Origin of the sequence: Egicoccus sp. AB-alg6-2 (genome assembly GCF_041821025.1) — a bacterium.
GTDB lineage: Bacteria > Actinomycetota > Nitriliruptoria > Nitriliruptorales > Nitriliruptoraceae > Egicoccus.
The window spans coordinates 148,044-169,500 of record NZ_JBGUAY010000001.1 but is presented as its reverse complement, the minus strand read 5'-3'; the positions used below and the strand labels follow the sequence as shown (position 1 = coordinate 169,500).

21 protein-coding genes are annotated in these 21,457 nt (G+C 73.0%); 7 read left to right on the top strand and 14 right to left on the bottom strand.

What is annotated here, in order from left to right; genetic code table 11:
• From ACERMF_RS00845 to ACERMF_RS00835, 3 genes are read right to left on the bottom strand one after another with little or no spacing between them, the layout of a single operon-like run.
• A complete protein-coding gene (locus tag ACERMF_RS00845) occupies window positions 1-759 on the bottom strand; it encodes an HAD family hydrolase (protein ID WP_373667120.1) in 759 nt (252 codons plus the stop codon).
• Window positions 756-1,712: a D-alanine--D-alanine ligase gene (locus ACERMF_RS00840; protein ID WP_373667119.1), complete on the bottom strand. Its 957-nt coding sequence runs from the start codon at window positions 1,710-1,712 to the stop codon at window positions 756-758. The genes ACERMF_RS00845 and ACERMF_RS00840 overlap by 4 nt, the downstream gene beginning before the upstream one ends.
• A gap of 19 nt (window positions 1,713-1,731) precedes the next feature.
• Complete coding sequence (locus ACERMF_RS00835) at window positions 1,732-3,021, bottom strand: PLP-dependent aminotransferase family protein (protein WP_373667118.1); 1,290 nt, start codon at window positions 3,019-3,021, stop codon at window positions 1,732-1,734.
• A 99-nt stretch (window positions 3,022-3,120) separates the two neighbouring features.
• On the opposite strand from ACERMF_RS00835, the gene ACERMF_RS00830 reads away from it, so the two are divergent.
• From ACERMF_RS00830 to ACERMF_RS00820, 3 genes are read left to right on the top strand one after another with little or no spacing between them, the layout of a single operon-like run.
• Window positions 3,121-3,276 carry a hypothetical protein gene (locus ACERMF_RS00830; protein ID WP_373667117.1) on the top strand — a complete coding sequence of 52 codons (156 nt, stop codon included), beginning with the start codon at window positions 3,121-3,123 and terminating at the stop codon, window positions 3,274-3,276.
• A 6-nt stretch (window positions 3,277-3,282) separates the two neighbouring features.
• Window positions 3,283-3,972: a GNAT family N-acetyltransferase gene (locus ACERMF_RS00825; RefSeq protein WP_373667116.1), complete on the top strand. Its 690-nt coding sequence runs from the start codon at window positions 3,283-3,285 to the stop codon at window positions 3,970-3,972.
• 58 nt (window positions 3,973-4,030) lie between these two features.
• Window positions 4,031-5,224: an MFS transporter gene (locus ACERMF_RS00820; RefSeq protein ID WP_373667115.1), complete on the top strand. Its 1,194-nt coding sequence runs from the start codon at window positions 4,031-4,033 to the stop codon at window positions 5,222-5,224.
• A 3-nt stretch (window positions 5,225-5,227) separates the two neighbouring features.
• Here ACERMF_RS00820 and ACERMF_RS00815 read toward each other — a convergent pair whose 3' ends face one another.
• The 9 genes from ACERMF_RS00815 to ACERMF_RS00775 form a co-directional block, all read right to left on the bottom strand.
• Entirely contained in the window at window positions 5,228-6,316 is a 1,089-nt protein-coding gene (locus ACERMF_RS00815) for an N-acetylmuramoyl-L-alanine amidase (protein WP_373667114.1), read from the bottom strand.
• A gap of 53 nt (window positions 6,317-6,369) precedes the next feature.
• Window positions 6,370-6,984: a YgjV family protein gene (locus tag ACERMF_RS00810; protein ID WP_373667113.1), complete on the bottom strand. Its 615-nt coding sequence runs from the start codon at window positions 6,982-6,984 to the stop codon at window positions 6,370-6,372.
• Window positions 6,985-7,085: 101 nt separating this feature from the next.
• Window positions 7,086-7,409: a thioredoxin gene (gene trxA, locus ACERMF_RS00805; protein WP_373667112.1), complete on the bottom strand. Its 324-nt coding sequence runs from the start codon at window positions 7,407-7,409 to the stop codon at window positions 7,086-7,088.
• Between the two features lie 85 nt (window positions 7,410-7,494).
• Window positions 7,495-8,472 carry a thioredoxin-disulfide reductase gene (gene trxB / locus ACERMF_RS00800; protein ID WP_373667111.1) on the bottom strand — a complete coding sequence of 326 codons (978 nt, stop codon included), beginning with the start codon at window positions 8,470-8,472 and terminating at the stop codon, window positions 7,495-7,497.
• 129 nt (window positions 8,473-8,601) lie between these two features.
• A complete protein-coding gene (locus ACERMF_RS00795) occupies window positions 8,602-9,645 on the bottom strand; it encodes a hypothetical protein (protein ID WP_373667110.1) in 1,044 nt (347 codons plus the stop codon).
• 104 nt (window positions 9,646-9,749) lie between these two features.
• The gene (locus ACERMF_RS00790) at window positions 9,750-10,421 is read right to left on the bottom strand and encodes an RNA polymerase sigma factor (RefSeq protein ID WP_373667109.1); all 672 of its coding nucleotides are present in this window, start codon (window positions 10,419-10,421) and stop codon (window positions 9,750-9,752) included.
• Between the two features lie 13 nt (window positions 10,422-10,434).
• The gene (locus tag ACERMF_RS00785) at window positions 10,435-12,081 is read right to left on the bottom strand and encodes a protein kinase (RefSeq protein ID WP_373667108.1); all 1,647 of its coding nucleotides are present in this window, start codon (window positions 12,079-12,081) and stop codon (window positions 10,435-10,437) included.
• Between the two features lie 168 nt (window positions 12,082-12,249).
• On the bottom strand, window positions 12,250-14,403 hold the full coding sequence (locus ACERMF_RS00780) for a DUF6049 family protein (RefSeq protein ID WP_373667107.1): 2,154 nt from the start codon (window positions 14,401-14,403) through the stop codon (window positions 12,250-12,252).
• A 77-nt stretch (window positions 14,404-14,480) separates the two neighbouring features.
• Window positions 14,481-14,969, bottom strand: a complete 489-nt coding sequence (locus ACERMF_RS00775) for an NUDIX hydrolase (RefSeq protein WP_373667106.1) — start codon at window positions 14,967-14,969, stop codon at window positions 14,481-14,483.
• 61 nt (window positions 14,970-15,030) lie between these two features.
• On the opposite strand from ACERMF_RS00775, the gene dtd reads away from it, so the two are divergent.
• Together dtd and ACERMF_RS00765 are read left to right on the top strand one after the other, a co-directional pair.
• Window positions 15,031-15,486: a D-aminoacyl-tRNA deacylase gene (dtd, locus tag ACERMF_RS00770; RefSeq protein ID WP_373667105.1), complete on the top strand. Its 456-nt coding sequence runs from the start codon at window positions 15,031-15,033 to the stop codon at window positions 15,484-15,486.
• A 149-nt stretch (window positions 15,487-15,635) separates the two neighbouring features.
• On the top strand, window positions 15,636-16,718 hold the full coding sequence (locus ACERMF_RS00765) for a type IV pilus twitching motility protein PilT (protein WP_373667104.1): 1,083 nt from the start codon (window positions 15,636-15,638) through the stop codon (window positions 16,716-16,718).
• Here ACERMF_RS00765 and ACERMF_RS00760 read toward each other — a convergent pair.
• The gene (locus ACERMF_RS00760; RefSeq protein ID WP_373667103.1) at window positions 16,689-18,200 is read right to left on the bottom strand and encodes a PH domain-containing protein; all 1,512 of its coding nucleotides are present in this window, start codon (window positions 18,198-18,200) and stop codon (window positions 16,689-16,691) included. The genes ACERMF_RS00765 and ACERMF_RS00760 overlap by 30 nt on opposite strands.
• Window positions 18,201-18,375: 175 nt before the next feature.
• Complete coding sequence (locus ACERMF_RS00755; protein ID WP_373667102.1) at window positions 18,376-18,867, bottom strand: PH domain-containing protein; 492 nt, start codon at window positions 18,865-18,867, stop codon at window positions 18,376-18,378.
• A 270-nt stretch (window positions 18,868-19,137) separates the two neighbouring features.
• On the opposite strand from ACERMF_RS00755, the gene ACERMF_RS00750 reads away from it, so the two are divergent.
• A complete protein-coding gene (locus ACERMF_RS00750; protein WP_373667101.1) occupies window positions 19,138-20,613 on the top strand; it encodes a CCA tRNA nucleotidyltransferase in 1,476 nt (491 codons plus the stop codon).
• The gene (locus ACERMF_RS00745) at window positions 20,610-21,446 is read left to right on the top strand and encodes a class I SAM-dependent methyltransferase (protein WP_373667100.1); all 837 of its coding nucleotides are present in this window, start codon (window positions 20,610-20,612) and stop codon (window positions 21,444-21,446) included. The genes ACERMF_RS00750 and ACERMF_RS00745 overlap by 4 nt, the downstream gene beginning before the upstream one ends.
• Window positions 21,447-21,457: the final 11 nt, after the last annotated feature.

Genomic DNA, 21,457 nt, shown 5'->3' with positions numbered 1-21,457 from the left:
TCAGCCGCGCCAGTCGTTGAGCAACAGCGGCAACTCGCCGAGACCCTCGAGCACCAGGTCGATCTCGAGGTCGTCGTCCGGCTCCTGCAGGTGACCCCACGGTCCCCGACGCAGCCAGCAGGTGCGCATCCCGAACTCGGTCGCGGGCGCGATGTCGTTGTCGACGCGGTCTCCGACGTAGAGCACGTCACCCGCGTCGTCGGTGTCGAGCGCCCGCAGGACCGCGGCGAAGAAGGCCGGATCGGGCTTCTCGGCGCCCAGTTCCTCGGACGTGGCGAGCAGCTCGGTCGGCAGCGCGAGCCGCCGCAACTGCTCGGTGCGCATGGCGGGCTGGTTGCCGGCCAGGGCGACGGCGAACCCCAGGGCGCGCAACTCCTCGAGGCAGGGACGCACGTCGGGGTACAGGTCCTGCTCCTGCAGGCCACCGAACCGGCGCTCGTGCTCGTCGAGGAACTCCTCCCACTGGATGTTGGGTGCCAGGTGCGGGAAGACCACGTGGTGGTCCTCGCCCTGTGCGATCGCGGCGCCGAGCACCGCCCCGAACGTCAGCGGGGACACGCCGAGCAGGTCGGCCCAGATCGACCACACCCGCGTCTCGTCCACCAGCACCTCGCCGATGTCGAACACGATCGTGCGTGGCGCCGGACCCTCGGGGTCGGGGATGGCCTCGGGATCGAAGTCGAGTTCGCGCAGATGCTCGTCGACGGCATCCGGCGGGGGCACGGCCTTGGGGTCGATCGGGATCTCGGAGGTCGTCATCCGGTCGTGCTCGTGTGGTGCCGGCCGCTGGCCAGGGCGAGGCCGAGCAGGGTCTCGCAGAGCTCGCCGAACGCGATCCCGTCCGCTTCGGCGGCCAACGGCACCAGGGAGGTGTCGGTCAAGCCGGGGCAGGTGTCGAGCTCGAGCACCCACGGCGTACCCCGGTCGTCGACGATCAGGTCGGCCCGGGAGATGTGGCGGGCGCCGATGGCCGCGTAGGCACCGACCGCGGCCTCGGCGCAGGCACGCGCGGCTGCGTCGTCGAGCCGGGCCGGTGCGTGGAACTCGGTCGCGCCCGCGGTGTAGCGGGCCGCGAAGTCGTAGGCGCCCTCCTTGGGCTGGATCTCGACCGCGGGGAGCGCACGCCCGTCGAGGACGGCGACGGCGACCTCGGTTCCCGCGATGAACTGCTCGAGGAGAACCGCGTCCGCGTAGCTGAACGCCCCGACGATGGCCTGCGGCAGTGCTGCGGCGTCGTGCACGATGGTGAGGCCGAGCGAGGAGCCACCGGTGGCCGGCTTGACCACGACCGGCAACCCCAGTGCGTCGGCGACCCGATCGACGACGGCGACGGCGCCCATCTCGCGGAACGCCTGCTGGGTCAGGGTCACGCCGCGGGGGACCTGGAGACCGGCGCGGCGGTACAGCCCCTGGGCGATCGGCTTGTTCCATGCCAGCGAGCTGGCGAGCACGTCGGGACCGGTGTAGGGCAGCCCGACGAGTTCGAGCAGCGCCTGGACCGTGCCGTCCTCGCCGGCGGAGCCGTGGAGCGTGAGCACGGCGGCGTCGAACCCGCCGCGCTCGAGCACCCGCACCAGCTCGCCGTCGACGTCCAGGCGGGTCACCTCGTGGCCGCGGTCGGCGAGCGCGTCGGCGACCCGGCTCCCCGAGCGCAGGCTGACCTCGCGTTCGAGCGAGATGCCGCCCGACAGGACGGCGACGTTCGACGGCACGGGCGACCTCCTGGCGGGTTCAGCCGACGGCGCCGCGGCCCTCGTTGGGGCGCGACGCGGCTGCGGGGGCATGCGCACCGTAGACGGCGCGCACCAGTTCGAGCTCCTCGTGCAACAGCGCACCGAAACGCTCGACGCCCTCGACGATCCGTTCGGGGGAGGGCTGCGAGAAGCACAGCCGCAGTTGGTCGCCGCCCGAGCCGTCGGCGTAGAAGCCCCGTCCCGGCACGTAGGCGACCCGGTGGTTGATCGCCTTCGCGAGCAGGTCCGAGGTGTCGATGCCCGCCGGCACGGTCATCCAGATGTAGAACGCGCCGGATGGACGGGTCCAGGTGACCCCGCCGGGCATGTGCTCGTCGAGGGCGCCGAGCATCGCCTCGGCCTTGTCCTGGTAGACCCCGCGGAACCGCTTGACCTGCTCCCGCCATGGCTGGGTCGCCAGCCAGCGTTCGACGACCATCTGCGTCAGGGTGGCCGGACACAGGTCGGCGGCCTCGCGCAGCAGCACCAGCTTGTCGCGCACGGGGTGCGGCGCGGCGATCCAGCCGGTGCGCACGCCGGGTGCGAACGTCTTGGAGACGGTGCCCACGTAGACGACGCGGTCGGGGACCAGCTGGCGGATCGAGGGCTGGAGGCGGCCGGCGAAATCGAGCAGGCCGTAGGGGTTGTCCTCGAGCACCAGCAGGTCGTACTGCTCAGCGAGCTCGGCCAGCCGATGACGGCGATCGATCGACAACGACACCCCGGCGGGATTCTGGTGGTTGGGGATGGTGTAGACGAACTTCGCCCGCCGCCCCTGGGCCGACAGCTGCCGCAGCAGGTCCTCGAGGGCGTCGACCTGCATGCCCTCGGCGTCCATCGGCACGTGGCGCACGTCGGCCTGGTGGCTGCTGAGCGCCCCGATCCCGCCGACGTAGGTCGGGCCCTCGGCGATCACGATGTCGCCGGGATCGACGAAGCACTTGGCGATCAGTTCAAGGGCCTGCTGGCCTCCGGCGGTGACGACCAGGTCGTCGACGTGGCCGGGCACGTTCTCGTGCGCCATCACCGCGACCAGCTGCTCGCGCAGTTCGGGACGACCCTGGCCGATGCCGTATTGCAGCGCGATCGCACCGCTCTCGCGGATGACCGCCGCCGCCACGGCCTCGGCAGCCTCGAGGTCGAGCGCCTCGACGGCCGGGTTGCCGCCGGCGAACGAGACGATCTCCGGCCGCGCGGTCAGGGCGAACAGGGCCCGGATCGCCGACGCGCTCATGCCCTGGACACGGCTCGCGTAGCGCGCCAGGTAGGGGTCGGTGTCGAGCCGCACACGCCTCTTTCGGATCGTGCACCCACGCTCGGGGGGTGCGTGACCGCATCGCCGGTAGCATCGAGCGTAGCGAGCAGGCGGAACGAACAGGCAGCGGCCATGACCGAGGTGCAACTGGCTCCACCGGCCACCCGCCACGTGGCCGCCGGTGGCTGGCGACGCGCCGTCGTCGGTCTCCTCGTGGGTGGGCTCGCCGGGGCCCTGGCACTGCGGGTCGTCCCACGCGATCCCTGGTCGCATCCGCACCGGAGCTGATTCGAGGTGTCCCGCCGCCTGGTCAGTCTGCACGGCGACGTCGTCGAGGAGCTGCCGGCGCACTGCCGCGAATGCCTGTTCTGGGAGTTGGGTGGGCGTTGTCCCGCCGACGGCCGCTCGGGCGACGGCGCGGCGGACTGGACCCAGCCGCTGACGCGAAAACAGGCCTGGGCGTCGTCGCTGGTCCAGGAGGGGCGCAACCCGGGGCGGGTCGTGAAGGTCGACGACGAGGTGGTGGCACACGCCGTGTTCGGTCCGGCCGACGCGTTCGCGCCCCGTCCCGCGCTGCTCCCGAGGGTGTCGCCGGGTTCGTTGCTGTTGGCGACGGTGTGGGTGCAGCCGCAGTGGCGGGGTCTGGGTCTGGGACGCCTGCTGGTGCAGGCGGCGCTGAAGGAGGCCATCCGCCTCGACATCGGGGCCGTCGAGGCCTACGGCGACCGGCGCTGGCGCGAACGGGCCTGCTATCTGCCGGCGACGTGGCTGCTCCACGAAGGCTTCGAGGTCCACGGCGAACATCCTCGGATCCCCTTGCTGCGCATCGACGCCCGCCGCACCCTCCGGTGGGCCGAGTCGCTCGAACACGCGCTCGAGGAGATGCTCGCGCACCTGCCCCGACGCGTGCGGGCACCCGTCCCCGTGCCGTCACCGGCGGCCCATCCGGCGGCCCGGGACGACGATCCGACGGGGGTACGCTGAGCGGCCGCTTCCGGCGCGCCGACTCCTCGACGTCGCCCTGTCCCACCACCGGTGTTGCGTGCGCGCCTATCGCGACCTGTTCGCCCATCCCGAGGCCCGCTGGCCGCTGATCGCCGCGACCGTCTCCCGGCTCACGCCGGGCATGATGGCGCTGGCGATCGTGCTGATGCTGCGCGGCAGCGGGTACAGCTTCGTGGCCGCCGGCCTCGTCACCTCCGGACACCAGATCGGCGTGGGCATCGGCGCCCCGGTACAGGGGCGCCTCGCCGACCGCATCGGTCAGACCCGGCTGCTGGTGCCCGATGCGGTGCTCTACGCCGCCGGGACCCTCGCACTGGCGCTGCTGGTCGGGCGAGGGGCGCCGGTCGGGGGGCTGGTGGCCGTGACCGTGGTGACCGGCCTGTTCCTGCCGCCGGTCACCGCCTGCTCACGGGTCCTGCTCTCGACGTTGTTCCCGACCGGCAGGATGCGGGAAGCCGCGTTCGCCGTGTCGTCGATCGGGGTCGAGCTCGGTTTCGTGCTGGGCCCGCTGGCGGCCGCCGCCATCGACACGCGGGTCGGTGGCGGCGCGGCGGTGGTCGTCGCGGGCGCCATCGCGATGCTCGGGGGCTTGTCGTACGCCGGCACCGAGACCGTCCGCTCCCTGCCGCCGCGTGCCCATGCCGTCGGGGTCGGCGGTGCCCTGCGCTCGCCCGGTGTCCGGGTGATGGTGGTGGCGTTCGGGTGCATGGCGGTGGTGTTCGGGGTCATCGACATCGTCGTGCCCGCCGTCGCGGAACTCGCAGGAAGCCCCGAGACGGCCGGCGGTCTGCTCGCCGCCATCGCGGGCGGCAGCCTGCTCGGCGGGCTCGTCTACGGGGCCAGGTCGTGGCCGGGGACGCTCGAGCTGCGGTTGCGGGTGCTCGTGGTCGTCCTGGCCAGCGGGTTGGCGTTGCTGCCCCTGGCGCTCGGCTCGACGAGGTCGTTCGCGGTCGCACTGTTCCTCGGCGGCGTCTTCCTCGCCCCCACCACGATCTGTGCCTTCCAACTGATCGACGACCTGGCCCTGGCCGGGACGCAGACCGAGGCGCAGTCGTGGACCCAGTCCGCGGTCGTGTTCGGGGTCGCCGCCGGAGCCGCGCTCTCGGGCGCCGCCGTGGACGTCCAGGGGCCCGCGCTGGCGCTGCTCGCGGGTGCCGGCTGCGTCGCGCTCGGCGCGGTCGTCATCAACGCACGCGCCGGACTGCTGCGCCCACCCGTCGCGGTGCGGTAGCGATCAGGCCGTGGCGCCGACAGGCACGCGCGCGCCGGTCAGGAACCCGACCAGGCCGTCGGCCAGCGCCGCCGCGATGGCGCGCTGGTGGGCCGGATCGGCCAGGGCGCGGCCTTCCTCGGGATGGGTCAGGAAACCGGGCTCGACCAGCACCGCCGGCGCACGAGACTCGCGCAGCAGCGCCGTCGTCGACGGGTGCGTGCGGCAGTTGAGTGTCCCCGTCCCGGCGACGACGTGGTCGAGGGCGAGCTGGGCCAGCAGCCGGCCACGCTCCGACACGGCACCCTCGTGCCCGAAGTAGTAGGCGGCCGCACCATGCGCCGCCGGCGAGGGCATGCCGTTGCAGTGGATCGACAGGATCGCCTCGACGCCCTCCTCGTTGGCGTGCTGGGCCCGCTCGGACGGCGTCGGTGAGGTCGCGGGACCACGGGCCAGGATGACGTGCGCCCCCAGGGCGGCCAGGCGGCCCTCGAGCAGCGCGGCGATCTCCCACGTGACCTGCTGTTCCTCGATCCCGTCGGGGTTCACGAACCCCGGGAGTTCGGGACTGTGGCCGGGATCGATCATGATCCGCACCCCGGCGACCGAGAGGCGCGGTGCCGAACGCAGCCATTCACGCTCGCGGACGGCGTACGCCGGCGCCTCCTGGTGTTGGCGGTACAGCCGGCGCAGCAGGTCGATCGTGTCGGGACCGGCGATGCCGTCGCTGGTGAGCCCGACGTTGAGCTGGAAGTCGCGCACCGCCTCGAAGGTCTGCGAGCCGTACAACCCGTCCTCGTAGCCGGCGTCGAAGCCGAGTTGGTTCAGACGCCGTTGCAGGTCCCGGACGTCGTCGCCCTGCAGGATGGGTCGCGTGACGTAGAGCATGCGGTCGCCGAGCCGGAAGGACGCACCGACCAGGGCGTGCCAGGTGTCCGGGCCGACGATGCCGTCCGCGGGAAGCCCGCGCTGCTGCTGGAAGGCGCGCACCGCCGCGAGCGTCCGCGACGCGAAGACGCCGCTGTCGCCGTCGCAGGGCAGGCCGAGGTCGCCGAGACGTCGCTGCACGTCCTCGACCTCGACACCGGCGGATCCGACCTGGATGAGTTCCATACGCGGGCAGAGCGTAGGGCGTCGGGTGGTGGGCGCGGCCACGTCCACTCGCCTCACACCGGCCGGACCCAGCGGTCCTCGTGCTCGACGAACCCCATGCGGGCGAGATAGCGGCGGTGCAGTCCCGTCGCGCCGACCGCGGTGACCTCGCGGAAGCCGGCCTCGCGCAGCGCGCCCGATTCGCCGTACAGCACCTGTCCGGCCGTGAAGTCCCGGTGCTCGGGCGTGACGTAGTCGAGGTCGAGGTGTCCGACGTCACCGGCGGGCCGTGCGAGCACGACACCCACCGGCGTGGCGTCGCGCAGGACGAGCCACGCCAGGTGGTCGTCGCCGACGCCGGCGAAGTGGGGCTGGGACTCGAGGATGTCGTCGTGGTGGAAGGCCAAAAACCGCTGCAGGAACGCCGCGCGAGGCGCCACGCCGACCACCTCGAAGTAGGCCGCCCCGGCGCGATCGCGCAACAGGCGCGTCAGGTAGTAGACGTTGATGCACACGATCGCGGCGTTGGCGATCACGACCGGTGGTGAATCGATGAGTACGCCGTAGGTGGTGAACACCAGCGAACCGACGAGGTTCACCACGCGCAGCCGCAGCACCGAGGCCATGAGCAGGCTGACGACGATCAGCGCCGACGCCAGGTAGCCGATCAGTTCCACGACGTCTGGCACGGACGGTCCTGTTCAGCAGCAGAGGGCGAGCACGGCGGCTGCCCCGTGCGCGGGCACGGGGCAGCGGGGATGCATTCGGTGCGGAGCGGGGGTGGGCCGTTCTAGCCGACGTAGTCGGCGAGATCGGCGAGGAGCGCGGACTTCGGCTTGGCGCCCACGATGCGCTTGTCGGGCTGGCCGCCCTTGAAGACCATCAGCGTCGGGATGGACATCACGCCGTACTCGCGCGCGGTGCCGGGGTTCTCGTCGACGTTGAGCTTGAGGACCTTCAGCTTCTCGCCGTGCTCGTCGGCGATCTCGTCGACGATCGGACCGACCATGCGGCACGGGCCGCACCACTCGGCCCAGAAGTCGACGAGGACCGGAGCGTCGGCGTCGAGAACCTCGTTCTGCCACTCGCCGTCGGTGACGGGGGTCGCGCCCATGTGCTGCATCCTTGTTCGGTGTGGGAGGTGGGTGTCGTCAGGACGAACGTGTGCGGTCCCGACGCTATTCCGGCCGTGGGGTCCGTCAGCGCGGGTCCTGGGGGGCAACCGCGGTGTGCTCGGCCAGGAACCGTTCGGCGTCGATCGCGGCGCGGCAGCCGGTGCCCGCCGCCGTGATGGCCTGACGGTAGACCTGGTCCATCACGTCGCCGCAGGCGAACACGCCCGGGACGTTGGTCGCCGTCGACGGCTGGTCGACGAGCAGGTAACCCTCCTCGTCGCGGTCGAGCACCCCGTCGAACAGCCAGGTGTTGGGGATGTGCCCGATGGCGAGGAACAGCCCCTCGCACGGGAAGTCGCGGGTGTCGCCGCTGGTCGTGTCGCGCATCAGCACCGAGGAGACCTGTCCGTCGGCGCCCCGGACCTCGGCGATCTCGGCGTTCCAGACGAACTCGATCTTGTCGTTCTTGAAGGCACGCTCCTGCATGATCTTCGAGGCGCGCAGCTCACCGCGGCGGTGGACGACGGAGACCTTGGCGGCGAACTTGGTGAGGAAGATGGCCTCCTCCATGGCGGAGTCCCCACCACCGACGATGACGACGTGCCGGTCCTTGAAGAAGAAGCCGTCGCAGGTGGCGCACGCCGACACGCCCGATCCCCACAGCTCGGTCTCGCCGGGGACGTCGAGACGGCGTGGCTTCGCACCGGTGGCGACGATCAGCGAGCGGGTCGTGATGGTGGCACCCGACGCGGTGGTCAGCGTCTTGAGTGGACCGGCCAGGTCGACGGAGGTGACGTCCTCGGTGACGAAGCGGGTCCCGAACCGCTCCGCCTGCGCCCGCATCTGCAGGATCAGTTCCGGGCCCATGATCCCGTCGGGGAAGCCGGGAAAGTTCTCGACGTCGGTGGTCAGGGTCAGCTGCCCGCCGGTGGGGCCGCCGTCGATGACGCCTTCAATCAACAGCGGCTCGAGGGCGGCACGGGCGGTGTAGAGCGCCGCGGTGAGACCGGCGGGCCCGGAGCCGATGATGACGACGTCGTGGACACGGTCGGAGACGGACATGCGGACAACCTGTGCTCGAGCGGGCGGGAGGTGGGTCACGGCGGACGTGCATGCCGTCCGACCGTTCCCGAGCCTAAACGGCGCTGCCGTCGGCGGCATTCCCCGGCCGTGGGGTGTCGCCGCGCTCGCTCAGGGGCGGGTCGCGAGCACCTCGCAGGTGTCGCGGTCGAGCGCGACGACCTGCGGGCGCGTGTACGTGCCGGTGGCCTCGTCGAGCGTGACCAGGCCGAGCACGACGGCGGACCGGCCCGAGACGGAGGCCAGTTCCACGTAGGCCGGGATCGCGTCGGCGCGTCCGTCGAGATGGGCCTCGGTGCAGCTCGCGGCGGCGGTCCGGTCGTCGGCGGTGACCTCGCCGGCGACGCGGAAGCGCTCGTCGCCCGTGGCGGCGGCGAACGGCGAGTCGCGGATCACCTGGGTCCAGTCGCGGGCCAGCGCGGCGCCGGTGGTCTCGTCGAGCCGACGGGCACCGACCTCCTGCAGTTCGACCGCCAGCAGGATCTCGTCGAGGTCGGCCTCGTCGAGGTCCCGGTCGTCGGCGAAGATGGTGGGTCCGTCCGCGACGGCGCCGTCTGCGGCGGGTGCGTCTCCGAGCGCGGCGTCGCTGGCCTGCTCCTCGGTGGCCTCGTCGCCGGCGTCGTCGGCGTCGGACTCGGGCGCCATCATCGTGCCCGCTTCGCCGTCCTCGGCGCTCTCGAAGGTCTCGGCGCCGCCGGCGGTGTCCTCCGCGGGTGACGCCATGTCGGCGCCCTGGTCGCCCGCGCCCCCCAGGGTGGAGACCCCGACGACGGCGGCCACGGCCACGACCGCGGCGGCGGCCGCACCTGCCAGCCCGGTCCAACGCGGCGCCTGGCGGGCCGCACGTCGCGCCGCGAGGTCGTCGTTGCGGCCGAGCTCGGCGGCCGCGGCCACCCGGGGATCGGCGGCCACCTCGACGGTCGCCGGGGTGAACAGGTCCTGCAACTCGGCGTCGACCGCGGTGCGGAGCCGGTCGGTGAAGCCCTCGGGAAGGGTGGTCGCGGCGATGCCGTCGAGGGCGACGTCGGCGCGACGGGCGGACGCGAGCTGGGCGCGCAGGGCAGCGTCCCGGTCGAGGTCCGCCTCGAAGGCGGCGCGCTCGTCCGGGGGAAGGTCGCCGGACAGGTAGTCGGCGATGCGCTCGGCGGCGTCCACGGGGGGTGGCTTCCTCGGATGCGTACGGGGTGGTCAGGGGTGCCGGTGGGCCGGCTCGTGGTGGTGGGACGTCAGCGTGGCGGCAGTGGTTGCGTCGCGCACGGTCACGCCCCGGTGGGTGGGCCCCTGGTCTGCAGGTCGGAGGGTGCGGGCCGCCCGTCCGCGTCGTCGCGGGGGCGGAACCGCGGCGCATCGCCGCCGGGCGCGTCGGCGTCGCGCAGGAGCTCGCCGAGACGGACCCGGGCGCGGGAGACCCGGCTCTTGACGGTGCCGACGGGCAGGTCGACCGCGGCGGCCGCCTCGGCGTACGACAGGCCCTCGACCGCCACCAGCAGCAGCAGCAGGCGTGACTGCTCGTCGAGCTGGGCGAGCGCGGCCTCGACGGTCATCGCCGTCTCGCGTGCGGCGATGACATCGTCGGCACGCGGCTGGTCGCCGACGGCGGTGATGTCCTCGACCGGGGTCGAGGGACGTCGGGCGTCGTAGCGCACGTGGTCGGTGCAGACGTTGCGCGCGACGCGGTAGAGCCAGGTGGACAGCTTGGCGTCGCCACGGAAGGTGGCGGCTCCGCGTGCCAGGCGTACGAACGTCTCCTGGACCGCGTCCTCCGCATCGGCGGGCGAACCGAGCACGCGCACGCACACCGCGTACACGCGGCGCTGGTAGCGGTGCACGAGTTCGTGGAACGCGGCCTGCCGTTGGCCGTCGGGCAGGCTCGCGTCGGTGAATCGCGCGAGAACGGCCTCGTCGGCCTCGTCGGCGTCGTGGTTCGTCATCGCCTACCCGGGCTCACGACGGACCGAGCAGCTGGATCTCGGCGACCTCGGCGGTGAAGAGACCGCTCGCGTCCGGGGACAGGCCCGAGATCCACAGCATCCAGTAGCGATGGGTGGTCGGGGCGAGCTCGAACGGCTGCGACGCACGGATGTCCGTCTGCGCGACCCGGTGCTGACCCCAGCCGTCGAGTCCCTGCGCCGCGTCGGGAAGCTGATCGGCGGCGTAGATCTCGACGTCGACGCCGCCGCGGACCAACTGCACGACGACCGTGCGTACCTCGACCGGCTCACCGAGGTCGATGACCAGGCCGACGCCGTCCTTGCGCCCCTCGAAGTGCGCGTCGGCGTAGCTCTCGGTCCCCCAGGAGGTCTGCAGGTCGCCGTCGACCGCCAGGGACGCCTCGGCGGCGTTGTCGCCGAGGCCGGGCTCGCTGGGATCGAACACCACCGCGCTCGCGGCCCGCCACTCCACCGCCGCGGACGACGTCCGCGGCTCGGGTGAGCGCATCGCCAGCACGGCGAAGACGGTGACCAGCGTGATCACGACGCTGCCGACCACGGCGGCGACCAGGCGGGTGGTGTACTCGCGCCGGGTGGTCGGTACGGGACCGGAGAAGCGGGCCTCGTCGCCCGAGCCGTCGGGATGCCCCCGCTCGCGGGTGGCGTCGACCAGCGACGCCGTCAGCTCGCTGGGTTTGACCGTCACGAGCTCGCCCAGGACGGCGGCCATGGTGGTGCCGTCGTCGAACCGCTCGCCGCGGTCACGCCGGGTCGCGCGGACCACCACGTCGTCGAGTCCGCGGGGGATGTCGCTGACCAGCTGGCGTGGCGGCATCAGCTCGTAGCTCAGCCGCATCGCCGCGGTGGCCGTCGGCGTGTCGCCGCTGAACGCGGGGCGGCCCGTGAGGCACTCGTACAGGACGACGCCGAGGGCGTAGATGTCTGCCCGGGCGTCGACGTTGGCGTCCTCGAGCTGCTCGGGGGCGACGTAGGCGGCGGTCCCGACCACCGTGCCGGGGCTGGTGAGCGTCGCGTCGGCCCCCGACAACGCCTTGGCGATGCCGAAGTCGGTCACCTTCACGGTGCCGTCGGACGCGAGCAGGATGTTGGCCGGTTTCACGTCGCGGTGCACGAGACCGTGGGCGTGCGCCTCGCCGAGCGCGGCGGCGACCTGCTCGCCGATGGCGGCGACGACCATGGGCTCGAGCTGTCCGTGTTCTCGCAGCACGTCACGCAGGCTCGGCCCGTCCACGTGCTCCATGACGAGGTAGACCAACTCGTCGTCGCGCCCCGTGTCGTAGATCCGCACGGCGTTGGGGTGGTTGAGCTGGGCGGCGGCGCGGGACTCGCGCTCGAACCGCTCCACGACGGTCGGGTCGGTCGCGTGGTGGGGGTGCAGCAGCTTGACCGCGACCGAACGCGACAGGTTCTCGTCGAAGGCGCGCCACACGATCGCCGCGCCGCCCGAGGCGATGGGTTCCTCGAGGTGGTAGCGGCCGCCCACGTGGGAGCGGTCGGGCCACGGGCGGTGCTCGCCGTCGGCGACGGCGTTCGGGGGGATCGCGGTCGACACGTCGTCGAACGACTCGGCACCCATCAACGTGGGCGCGTCGTCGTCGGACGTCGCCGGGCCGGCGCGTTCCGGGAACTCCTCTACCAAGAACCCTTCTCCACGGACCTGTTCCAGGGCAGCCGGGGTCGATACCGGTCGCCGACCGCGTACTGGTGGGGACCGGACTGTACGCGCCACCGTGTCAACCGTCGGCTGCGATTGCGTCGCCGCTCGATGACCCCGTACAGGTGGGCCGTAACGTGCGGTATCCGCACGTCACCGGCGGTGGGCGTCCACCGGATCGACGACCTCGAGCCGGGGCCGGGGTGGCCGCCGCCGCCGCACGGCGCCGGCGAGCAGCAACAGCAGCACCGCCGCACCCGTGGCGGCCAGCGCCGGACCCGAGATGGCCGCCGACCGCACGGACAGGGTGGTCCGTTCGAGCGTGTGGGTGCCGGTCGGGTCGGTGACGCGGACGGCGACGCTGAACGTTCCCGTCGACAGCGCCTGCGTCCGGAACGACACCGTCTGCGCCGCGCCTTCACTGAGCACGATCGTCTCCGAGCGCTGCCCGTCCGGCCACAGCAGTCGTCCCTGCGAAGCGACTTCCACCCGGACGGCGATCGGTCCACCGCGGGTGCGTTGCAACGTGACCGGGATCTGCCCCGTGTCCGAGGTCAGCGTGACCCGCGAGCCACTGGCGACGACCACGTCACCGAAGGTCTCCTCGACCGTCCGGTGCACGTCGCGGACCAGGGCCTCGGCCTCGCCCCGGGCACCGTCGAGGTACCACCTCGACGTGGCACGCAGCAGCGCGTCCCGCAGTTCCGCCGGTCGTCGGCCGCCGATCGTGTTCGCGCCTTCTGGCAGTGCGCTGCCGACGGCACCGAGCTCGACGGCGGCGGCCTCGAGGCCGCCGGCGAACACGGGGTCGAGCATCGCGGTGGGTGTCTCGGCCAGTTGCAGCGGGTCGACGTTGCGGCGTCCGAGCGCCGCCTGCTGGCTCGGCGTGGTCAGCAGCAGCCAGGACGCGTCGTCGAGGTGGTGCAGGAGCCGGTCGGCGTACTCGGCGCTCGGTGCCCACGTGTCGGGCGGCAGCAGGAGCAGGCTGCGCCCGCTGATCGTGGGGTTCTGGAACCACAGTTGCGCGGTCTCGGCGACGATGCGTTGCACGTCGGCGACCGGCCCGTTCCCCGACGGCGGGGCCGCCAGCGTGGCGCTGATCCGGCCGTCGGCCACGATGCCGGTGAACAGCCGTCCCGACGCTGACCGCAGCTGGTTGAGGGCCGTGAACGGGTCCGCGGCCCCGGTGTCGACCGCGTTCGGCGGGAGCAGGATCTGCTCGCCGGGGACCAGATCGAGCACCTCGGGGGCCAGGGGACCACCCGCGAGGTGGGTGGCGGCGTCCGGCGCCCGGTCGAGCAGCGAGGCCAGGCGCCGGCGACCCTCCACGGCGGCCTCGGCGCCCAGGCTCCGCAGCTCACCGCCGTGCCGGGTCAGTCCCGTGATGTCGGCGTCGGCGTAGGTGCCGGTCACCGGCGCGAAGGTCACGTCGCGGCCCAGCGCCCGCAACCGCTGCAGCGTGGCACGTGCCAGTTCCGCGGGCGGGTCCTCCGGATCGACCTGGCGCGTCTCGGCCGAACCGTCGGACTGGCGCCCCACCGCCGTGAAGCCGTCGGCGCGGTCGCGCAGGTCCTCCAGCAGGTGCACGGCCGGCGCGAGGACGACCGGGGCATCGGGATTGCGCTCGAGGGTGCGCATCAGGACGTCGAGCCGGCCACCCGGTTCGACGGGCTGATCGACGTTGAGCGGGTAGTTGCCCTTGGCGCCGCGCCAGGGGCGGTCGTCGACGGGCCACACGAAACTGGTCAGCAGCGGTTCGGTGACGGGCCGGTCGAGCCACACCACGGCGGTGTCCGCCTGCGCCAGCACCTCGGTCCCCCGCAGGACGGCGACGGTCAGCGGGTGGACCCCGCCACCGCCCCACGTGACGTCGTCGGGCCCGAACCGGGCCGACACCCCCGCGATCGAGCCGGGGGCGACGGCGTCACCCTCGCGCAGGAGCCCGTCGTACAGGACCTGCTGGGGGTCGGTGTCGGGACGGCCGTCGAGGGCGCGCTGCAGCGCGGCGCGCGAGGTGACGGGTGCGTGCAGCTGGATCACCAGCCGCAGCCGGTCCAGTGGGGTCCGGGCGGCGTTCTCGACGAGGACGCGGATCGTGAGGTCCTCGACCGCCTGGGGCTGCATGCGCGGGTCGAGCTCGCTGGTGTCCACGACCGCCGTGCCCGGCCCCAGGACGCCGACCAGCTCCGAGATGACGAGACGCACGGCCCCGGACGCGGTCTCGGACACCGGGTCGTCGGTCGGTTCCTCGGTCTGGGCCGGCGCGGGAACGGCGACGGCGAGGCACAACCCGACCACGGCCAGCACGGCACCGGTACGCCGGGCACCGGCCCGTGAACGACCGACACGGGGCCGCGGGCGCCGGCCGCGGCCCTCCCGGAATCTCACCGGTCGGCCCCGAGATCGAACGAACGGACCGGCTGGACCAGCGCCGGCGTGGTCGCGGCGGCCTTCTCGACCAGCTTGCGCTCGTTGCGGTGGGCCAGACGCACGATGGCGATGTCGGCCGGGACCCATTCCACGTGTTCCGCCTCGTCGTCGCGGGCACCTGCGGCCTGACCATCCCACCACATGAAGAAGTAGTGGACGAACTTGTGGTAGCGGACCTGGTCGGGTCGCCAGACGAACCAGTAGTCGATGGTGCCGAGCAGTGGGCCGATGATGGCGCCGTGCCCGGTCTCCTCGCGCACCTCGCGGAGCGCGGCCTCCTCGTCGGTCTCGCCCGCTTCGATGCCGCCCTTGGGTAGCGTCCACTGCGGCTTGCCGGCCGCGTTGCGTCTTGCGATGAGCAGAACCCAACGCCGGCCGTCTGGCCGGTCGTCGCAGACCACGCCACCCGCCGAGGTGGCGTGTCGCGTCGGATACCTGGGCATGGATCGAGGGTAGCGAGCAACGACTCGGGCCGGCCGGCTCCAGCACGGCACAGGAGACAGCATGCGGGCGTTGGTCCAGCGCGTCAGCGAGGCGTGGGTGACGTCGGCCGCCGATCGGGGCGGACCGGTCGAGGAGGTGGGCCGCATCGGTGCGGGCCTGCTGGTGCTGCTCGGCGTCACGCACGACGACGACGCCGACACGGCCCGCCGGCTCGCGGACAAGCTGTGGCACCTGCGGATCTTCGAGGACGCCGACGGGGCCATGAACCGCAGTGCCGCCGAGACCGGGGCGGGGGTGCTCGTGGTGAGCCAGTTCACCCTGTACGGCGATGCACGCAAGGGCCGCCGCCCCTCGTTCGTGGCCGCGGCGCGACCCGAGCACGCCGAGCCGATGGTCGACACCGTCGTCGATCGACTGCGTGAGCTCGGCGCGGACGTCGCCACCGGCCGGTTCCGGACCGCCATGCAGGTCGGTCTCGTCAACGACGGCCCCGTGACGCTTTTGGTCGAGATCTGACCCGCGACCTCCCGTCGTAGCGTCCGCGGGGCGCATGACCGGCCACGTCCGGCTCCCAACGCTCAAGGCGGGCGCGGCGGTGGTCGATCATCCGGCGAGGCACTCGTCTGCCGCCCGTCCCGTGTCCACGCGCTCGAAGGCGACCCGTCGTGCCAACCGTCGACGACTACCTGCGTCTGCTGGTCGAAGCAGGCGGCTCCGACCTGCACCTCAAGGCCGGCGGCCCCGCCTTCATCCGGGTCGACGGCGAGCTGCATCCCGTCGCGCAGCTCCCGAAGCTGTCGCCGGACGACACCCTGCAGATGGCGGCGCACATGATGGACGCCCGCGTCCGCGCCGTGTTCGACCAGGAGCGCGAGGCCGACTTCGCCTACGCCATCCCCGGGCTCGGTCGCTTCCGCGTCAACGCCTTCCGGCAGCGGGGGTCGGTCGGCCTGGTGTGCCGGCGCGTGCTGCCGGGTTCGGCGGACTTCTCCGCGCTCGGGTTGCCGGCGGCGGTGCGGAAGCTGGCCGAGGAGCATCGCGGACTGGTGCTGGTCACGGGCCCGACCGGGTCGGGCAAGACGACCACGACGGCCGCCATGCTCGGGCACATCAACGCCAACCGTCGCTGCCACGTCGTGACGCTGGAGGACCCGATCGAGGTGGTCCACGCGGACCGGCTGGCGATCATCGATCAGCGCGAGATCGGCGTGGACACGACCGACTTCGTCACCGGCATGAAGGCCGTATCCCGCCAGGACCCCGACGTCATCTTCATCGGCGAGATGCGCGACCTCGAGACGGTCACGGCGGCGCTGCAGGCCGCCGAGACCGGCCACCTCGTGATCTCGACCCTCCACACCACCGATGCGCGCGAGACCATCAACCGCGTCGTCGACCTGTTCCCGAAGGAGCAGCAGCACCAGGCGAGGCTGTCGCTCGGCAACTCGCTCAAGGGCATCGTCTGCCAGCGGCTGGTCCCGCGGGCCAGCGGGAGCGGGCGCATCGCGGTGGTCGAGACGATGGTGATGACCTCGCGCATCTTCGAGTTCGTCACGGATCCCGCCCAGCTGCCGCGCCTCGAGGAGGCGATCGCCGAGGGCGCGTACTACGGCATGCAGACCTTCGACCAGCACCTGCTGCAGCTGTTCGCCGACGGCGAGGTGTCGCTGCGGGACGCGTTGGCCGCCGCCACGAACCCGCACGACTTCCGCGTCTCCCTACGCGGGCTCGGCCTCGCCACCGCCTGACCCGCGTTCGGCGGTCGGGCCCACCGGGACCGGGTCCGCCGCGTGGGCGACGAGCGCGACGTGCAGGTTCCGCCCGGCCTCCTCGCCGGCGTCGAGCACCTCGAGGTCCCCGCCGGGACCGGCCACGTGGGCGTGCACGGTCGTCAGCCGCAGGCGTCGCTGGAACCAGTTCGCGGTGCGGCTCGCGGCCTGGACCTTCACCACCGGAGCGATGCCGGTCGTGATCGACAGCGCACCCCGCCGTGAGGCGACGATCCGGTCGGTGAGTGCATGGCCGAGGTGTCGGTGCTCGACGATGCCGAGCAGCGCCGCGAGCGGGAGCAGTACCACGACGCCGACACGCGCCCAGCCCGGCGCCACGAACGGCACGAACGGGACCTCGTTCCACGTCCACACCAGGGCGACGAGCACCAGCGGCGGGCGCAGCCACCGGAACACGACCCGGCGGCGCGCCTGCGAGGGATGCGCGACCAGATCGGGGACCCGCGGTACGCCGGGGAGGACCGCGCCGACGAAGGCGTCGACCGCAGCGTCGGCGAGCAGTGGCACCGTGACGCGGCGGTCGGCGTCACCGGACCCACCGGCCGAGTGGATCCGGACGGTCGCGTAGCCGAGCAGGCGCCGGAGCCAGTTGCGCTGGATCTCGATCAGTTGCACGCGGCGCAGGGGCACGACCGAGTCGCGCGTCGCCAACAGTCCTCGGCTGATGTGGAGGTCGTCACCGACACGGGTGACGCGGAAGTTGGCATCCTGCAACACGCCGACCACGACGGCGGCGACGACCGCCAGCACGAGGACGGCCGCCGCCAGCAGCAGGCCGGCCTGCAGCGTCAGGTCCGCCCATCCGGGCCGGCCCCCGACACCGTTCTCCACGAGCCGCTCGAACACGTCGTCGAGGAACTGGCTGAACACCTCGCCGGCGAACTGCAGGGCACCGGCGATGACCGCCGGGAAGAACAGCAGCCGCCCGCCCGTCACGGCGGCCAGAGCGACGTGCGTCAAGGGAACGGCCAGGACCTCGTGCTGCGTGGGGACGGCCGGCTCGTCGCCCGCGACGTCGTCCGATCCGGCGCCCCGGGTCGTGCCGCTGACGCGCGCCTTGCCCTCGCGGATGGCGTCGCGCAGCGCGACGGCTTCGTCGTCCTCGATCACCCGCAGGTCCACCTCGACCTCCGCGGAACTCCCGGCCGTCTCGACCCGCAGGGCCGCGAGCCCGAGCAGGCGCTGCACCGGGCCGCGGTCGATCTCGACCTGCTGGACGCGGGCGACGTCCAGCGACCGTGCGCTTCGGCTGAGCACCCCCTCCTCCACGCGCAGGACCTCCCCGTCGAAGGAGAAGCTGAACCGCTGCCACGCGAGATAGCGGTAGCCGAGCCCGACGAGCCCGGCGGTGCCGAGCACGCCGATGCTCACCAGGCGGCCGGCGCCGAGGGTGGCGATGACGGGGAAGGCGAGTACCTGGAGCAACTGGCGCAGGTTCACCCCGAGCAGAACCGACGCCGGATGCAGCCGCCTGGGCCGGACCCACCGGCCGACGTCCGTGCCGGGTCGGTCGCCGGTCGCGTGACCCCGCGTCGACGCCGCGCCCGGTGGAGGTGGGGGTACCGCCGGTGGAGGTGGGGGGACTGCAGGAGGCGGTGGTGGCGGTGACGGCGGATCAGACGGCATCGCGCAGCTCGCCTTCGTGCTCGCCGACCGCCGCCGCCGCCCGCGCGAGCAGCTCGATGCGGACCTTGGGAGCGTCGGCCGCCGCGATGCCGGGGAGGCCGGCGCTGCCGGAGGCCGAGGCGGTCGTGACCTGCAGGCTGGCCAGTCCGAGCAGGCGGTCGAGAGGACCCTGGATGACGTCGATCTGCTGGATCCGGAAGTAGGGCACGGCCTGGTGGCGGTGCACCACGACGCCGTGGTGCAGCTCGAGGGCGAGGTCGGTCAGTCGCCAGCGCCACCGCCGGTACTTGGCGCGGGGCCACCAGGCGACCGCCAGCAGGAACAGGAGCACGGCGACGCCCGTGGCCACCAACCCCCAGCGTCCGACGACGAGCGGGGCGACGACCGCAGGGATGCCGAGCGGCAGCAGTACCGCGAGCCCGTTGCCGGCACGCCACACCTGCACCACGCGGGGGTCGAGCGCACGTTCCCGCTCGTCCATGGGGACGCGTGGGGCCGGACCGGCGTGCGGCGTGGGAGACGGGCGCGGCGGGTCGACGGGCGGCCGTGGGCTCCCGGGCGGGGTGACGTCTTCGTGCGGCACGCGTGCTCCGTCGGCAGGCGAGGTCGCGACCTGGCGGCCGCACCGTACTGGTCGGTCCGCCTGACAGCCCTCGCCACGATGCGATGCGGCGACGCAGGCTGGGTCGCCCGCCGCCGGGCCGCGTAGCCTGCGCAACCCCGTGTTCCCCGCCGACGAGCCGTTCCCACCGTGTCCGATGATCTCACCCGCGAGCAGGCGGCCCAACTGGGGCGCCTCGTCGACGTGCACCCCGAGGCCCGCGAGCTCGGCGAACGGTTCGCCGCAGCGGGCCACGAGCTGCACCTCGTCGGTGGCACGGTGCGCGACACGCTCCTGGCCGGTGGCGATCCCGGCGCGCTCGCCGAGGTCGACCTCGACTTCGCCACCTCGGCACCACCGGCCACCACCGAAGCCATCGTGCGGCCGTGGGCGACGGCGGTCTGGCTCACCGGGGCGGAGTTCGGCACCGTGTCGTGCCAGCGTGAGCAGGACGACCGCCCGACCCGCAAGATCGAGATCACGACCTACCGCAGTGATGCCTACCGGCGGGGGTCGCGTCACCCGCAGGTGCGGTTCGGCGACGACATCGAGGCCGACCTGGCGCGGCGTGACCTGACCGTCAACGCGATGGCGGTGCGGGTACCCGACTTCGCGTTCGTGGATCCCCACGGGGGTCTGCGGGACCTGCGCCGTCGGCTGCTGCGCACCCCCGTCGAGCCCGCGACCTCGTTCGGTGACGACCCGCTGCGGATGGTGCGTCTGGCACGTTTCGCCGCGGTGCTCGACGCGGAGGCCGCGCCCGAGGCGGTGGAGGCCGCGACGCGGATGGCCGACGAGCTCGCCACCGTCTCGGCCGAGCGCGTCCGGGACGAGCTCGTGAAGCTGATGACCGGCGCGGCGCCCCGCGCCGGCATCGAGCTGCTGGTGCGGACCGGGCTCGCGCGGCACGTACTGCCCGAGTTGGAGCTCCTCGAGGCGTGCCACGACCCGCAGCATCGCCACAAGGACGTCTATGCGCACACCCTCGCGGTCGTGGAGAACGCGATGGCGCTCGAGCGGTCCGGGCCCGACTTCGTGCTGAGGTTCGCCGCGTTGCTGCACGACATCGGCAAGCCCGACACCAAGGAGCTGCACGGCGACGGCACCGTGAGCTTCCACCACCACGACGTCGTCGGCGCCCGCATGACGCGACACCGCATGCGCGAGTTGCGGTTCGACAAGGACACCACGAAGGCCGTCAGCGAGCTGGTGCGGATGCACCTGCGGTTCCACACCTACAAGATGGGGTGGACCGACGCGGCGGTGCGGCGCTACGTGCGTGACGCCGGCGACCTGCTCGACCGACTCAATGCGCTGACCCGGGCCGACGTCACGACGGGCAACCCGAAGAAGGCGGCCCGCATCCAACGGCGGGTGGACGACCTCGAGGAACGCATCGTCGAGTTGCGCGAGCAGGAGGAACTCGACGCGATGCGGCCGCCGGTCGACGGCAACCGGATCATGCAGCACCTCGGCATCCGGCCCGGCCCCGTCGTCGGCCAGGCGTGGGCGATGCTGCTCGAGGAACGGCTCGAACGGGGGCCGATGACCGAGGACGAGGCGCTCGCCGTGCTCGACGCGTGGTGGACGGCGCATCCGGATCGTCCCGACGTCGACGGCGGATGACGGCGCCCCTGCCGCCGAGCTGGCGCGACGTCGACGACCGGCCAGCCGCCGTCCCCGACGTGCCCGGGAGCGACGCCGAGGCGTTCTATCTTCCGATCGGCGAGTTCCAGGGCGGCGAGTACCGCCGCAACGCCTTCGCCGCCGGCACCGCCGAGGAGGTCGAGGCGCTGTGGCGCCTGGCCGCGCTGACGCCCGGTCATCGGGTCCTCGACGTCGGGTGCGGTGACGGTCGGCACCTGCGCGCGCTCGCGTCCCGGGGCATCGTCGGCACGGGGGTCGACGTCTCGCCCGCGCTGATCGACGCCGCCCGCGCGGCCACGCCGGGGGACGCGCTGGAGTGGCTGGTCGGTGACGCCCGCCGCCTCGACGCTGCCCTCGGTGATCGGCGTGGTGGCTACGACGTCGCCTGGTCGCTGTGTCAGGGGGGCCTGGGAACGTCGCCGGTCACCGATCCCGAGGTGCTGCGGGGGCTCGCGGCGATGGTGCGTGCGGGCGGGCTGGTGGTCGCGACCTTCTTCTCGGCGCTGTTCGCGGCACGCCATCTCGCGCCGGGCGACGCCTTCGACCCGGTCCACCTCGTGCACCACCAGCGCGCCGAGGTCCGCGGCCCCGACCACGCCCGTGCCACGTTCCCGCTGTGGACGGTCAGCTATACGGTGCGCGACGTGGTCCGGTTGTTCGCCGCCGCGGGCCTCGCCGTCGTCGAGGTCCGTGGGGTCGAGCCCGGCGCCTACGGGCGGCGGAGGCCCGGTGAGGTGGGGCTCGACGACCCCGAGCTGCTCGTCGTCGGTCGTCGCGGACCCGCGACGCGGGGCGTCGACGCGAGCGCGTGACCGTCGGGTCC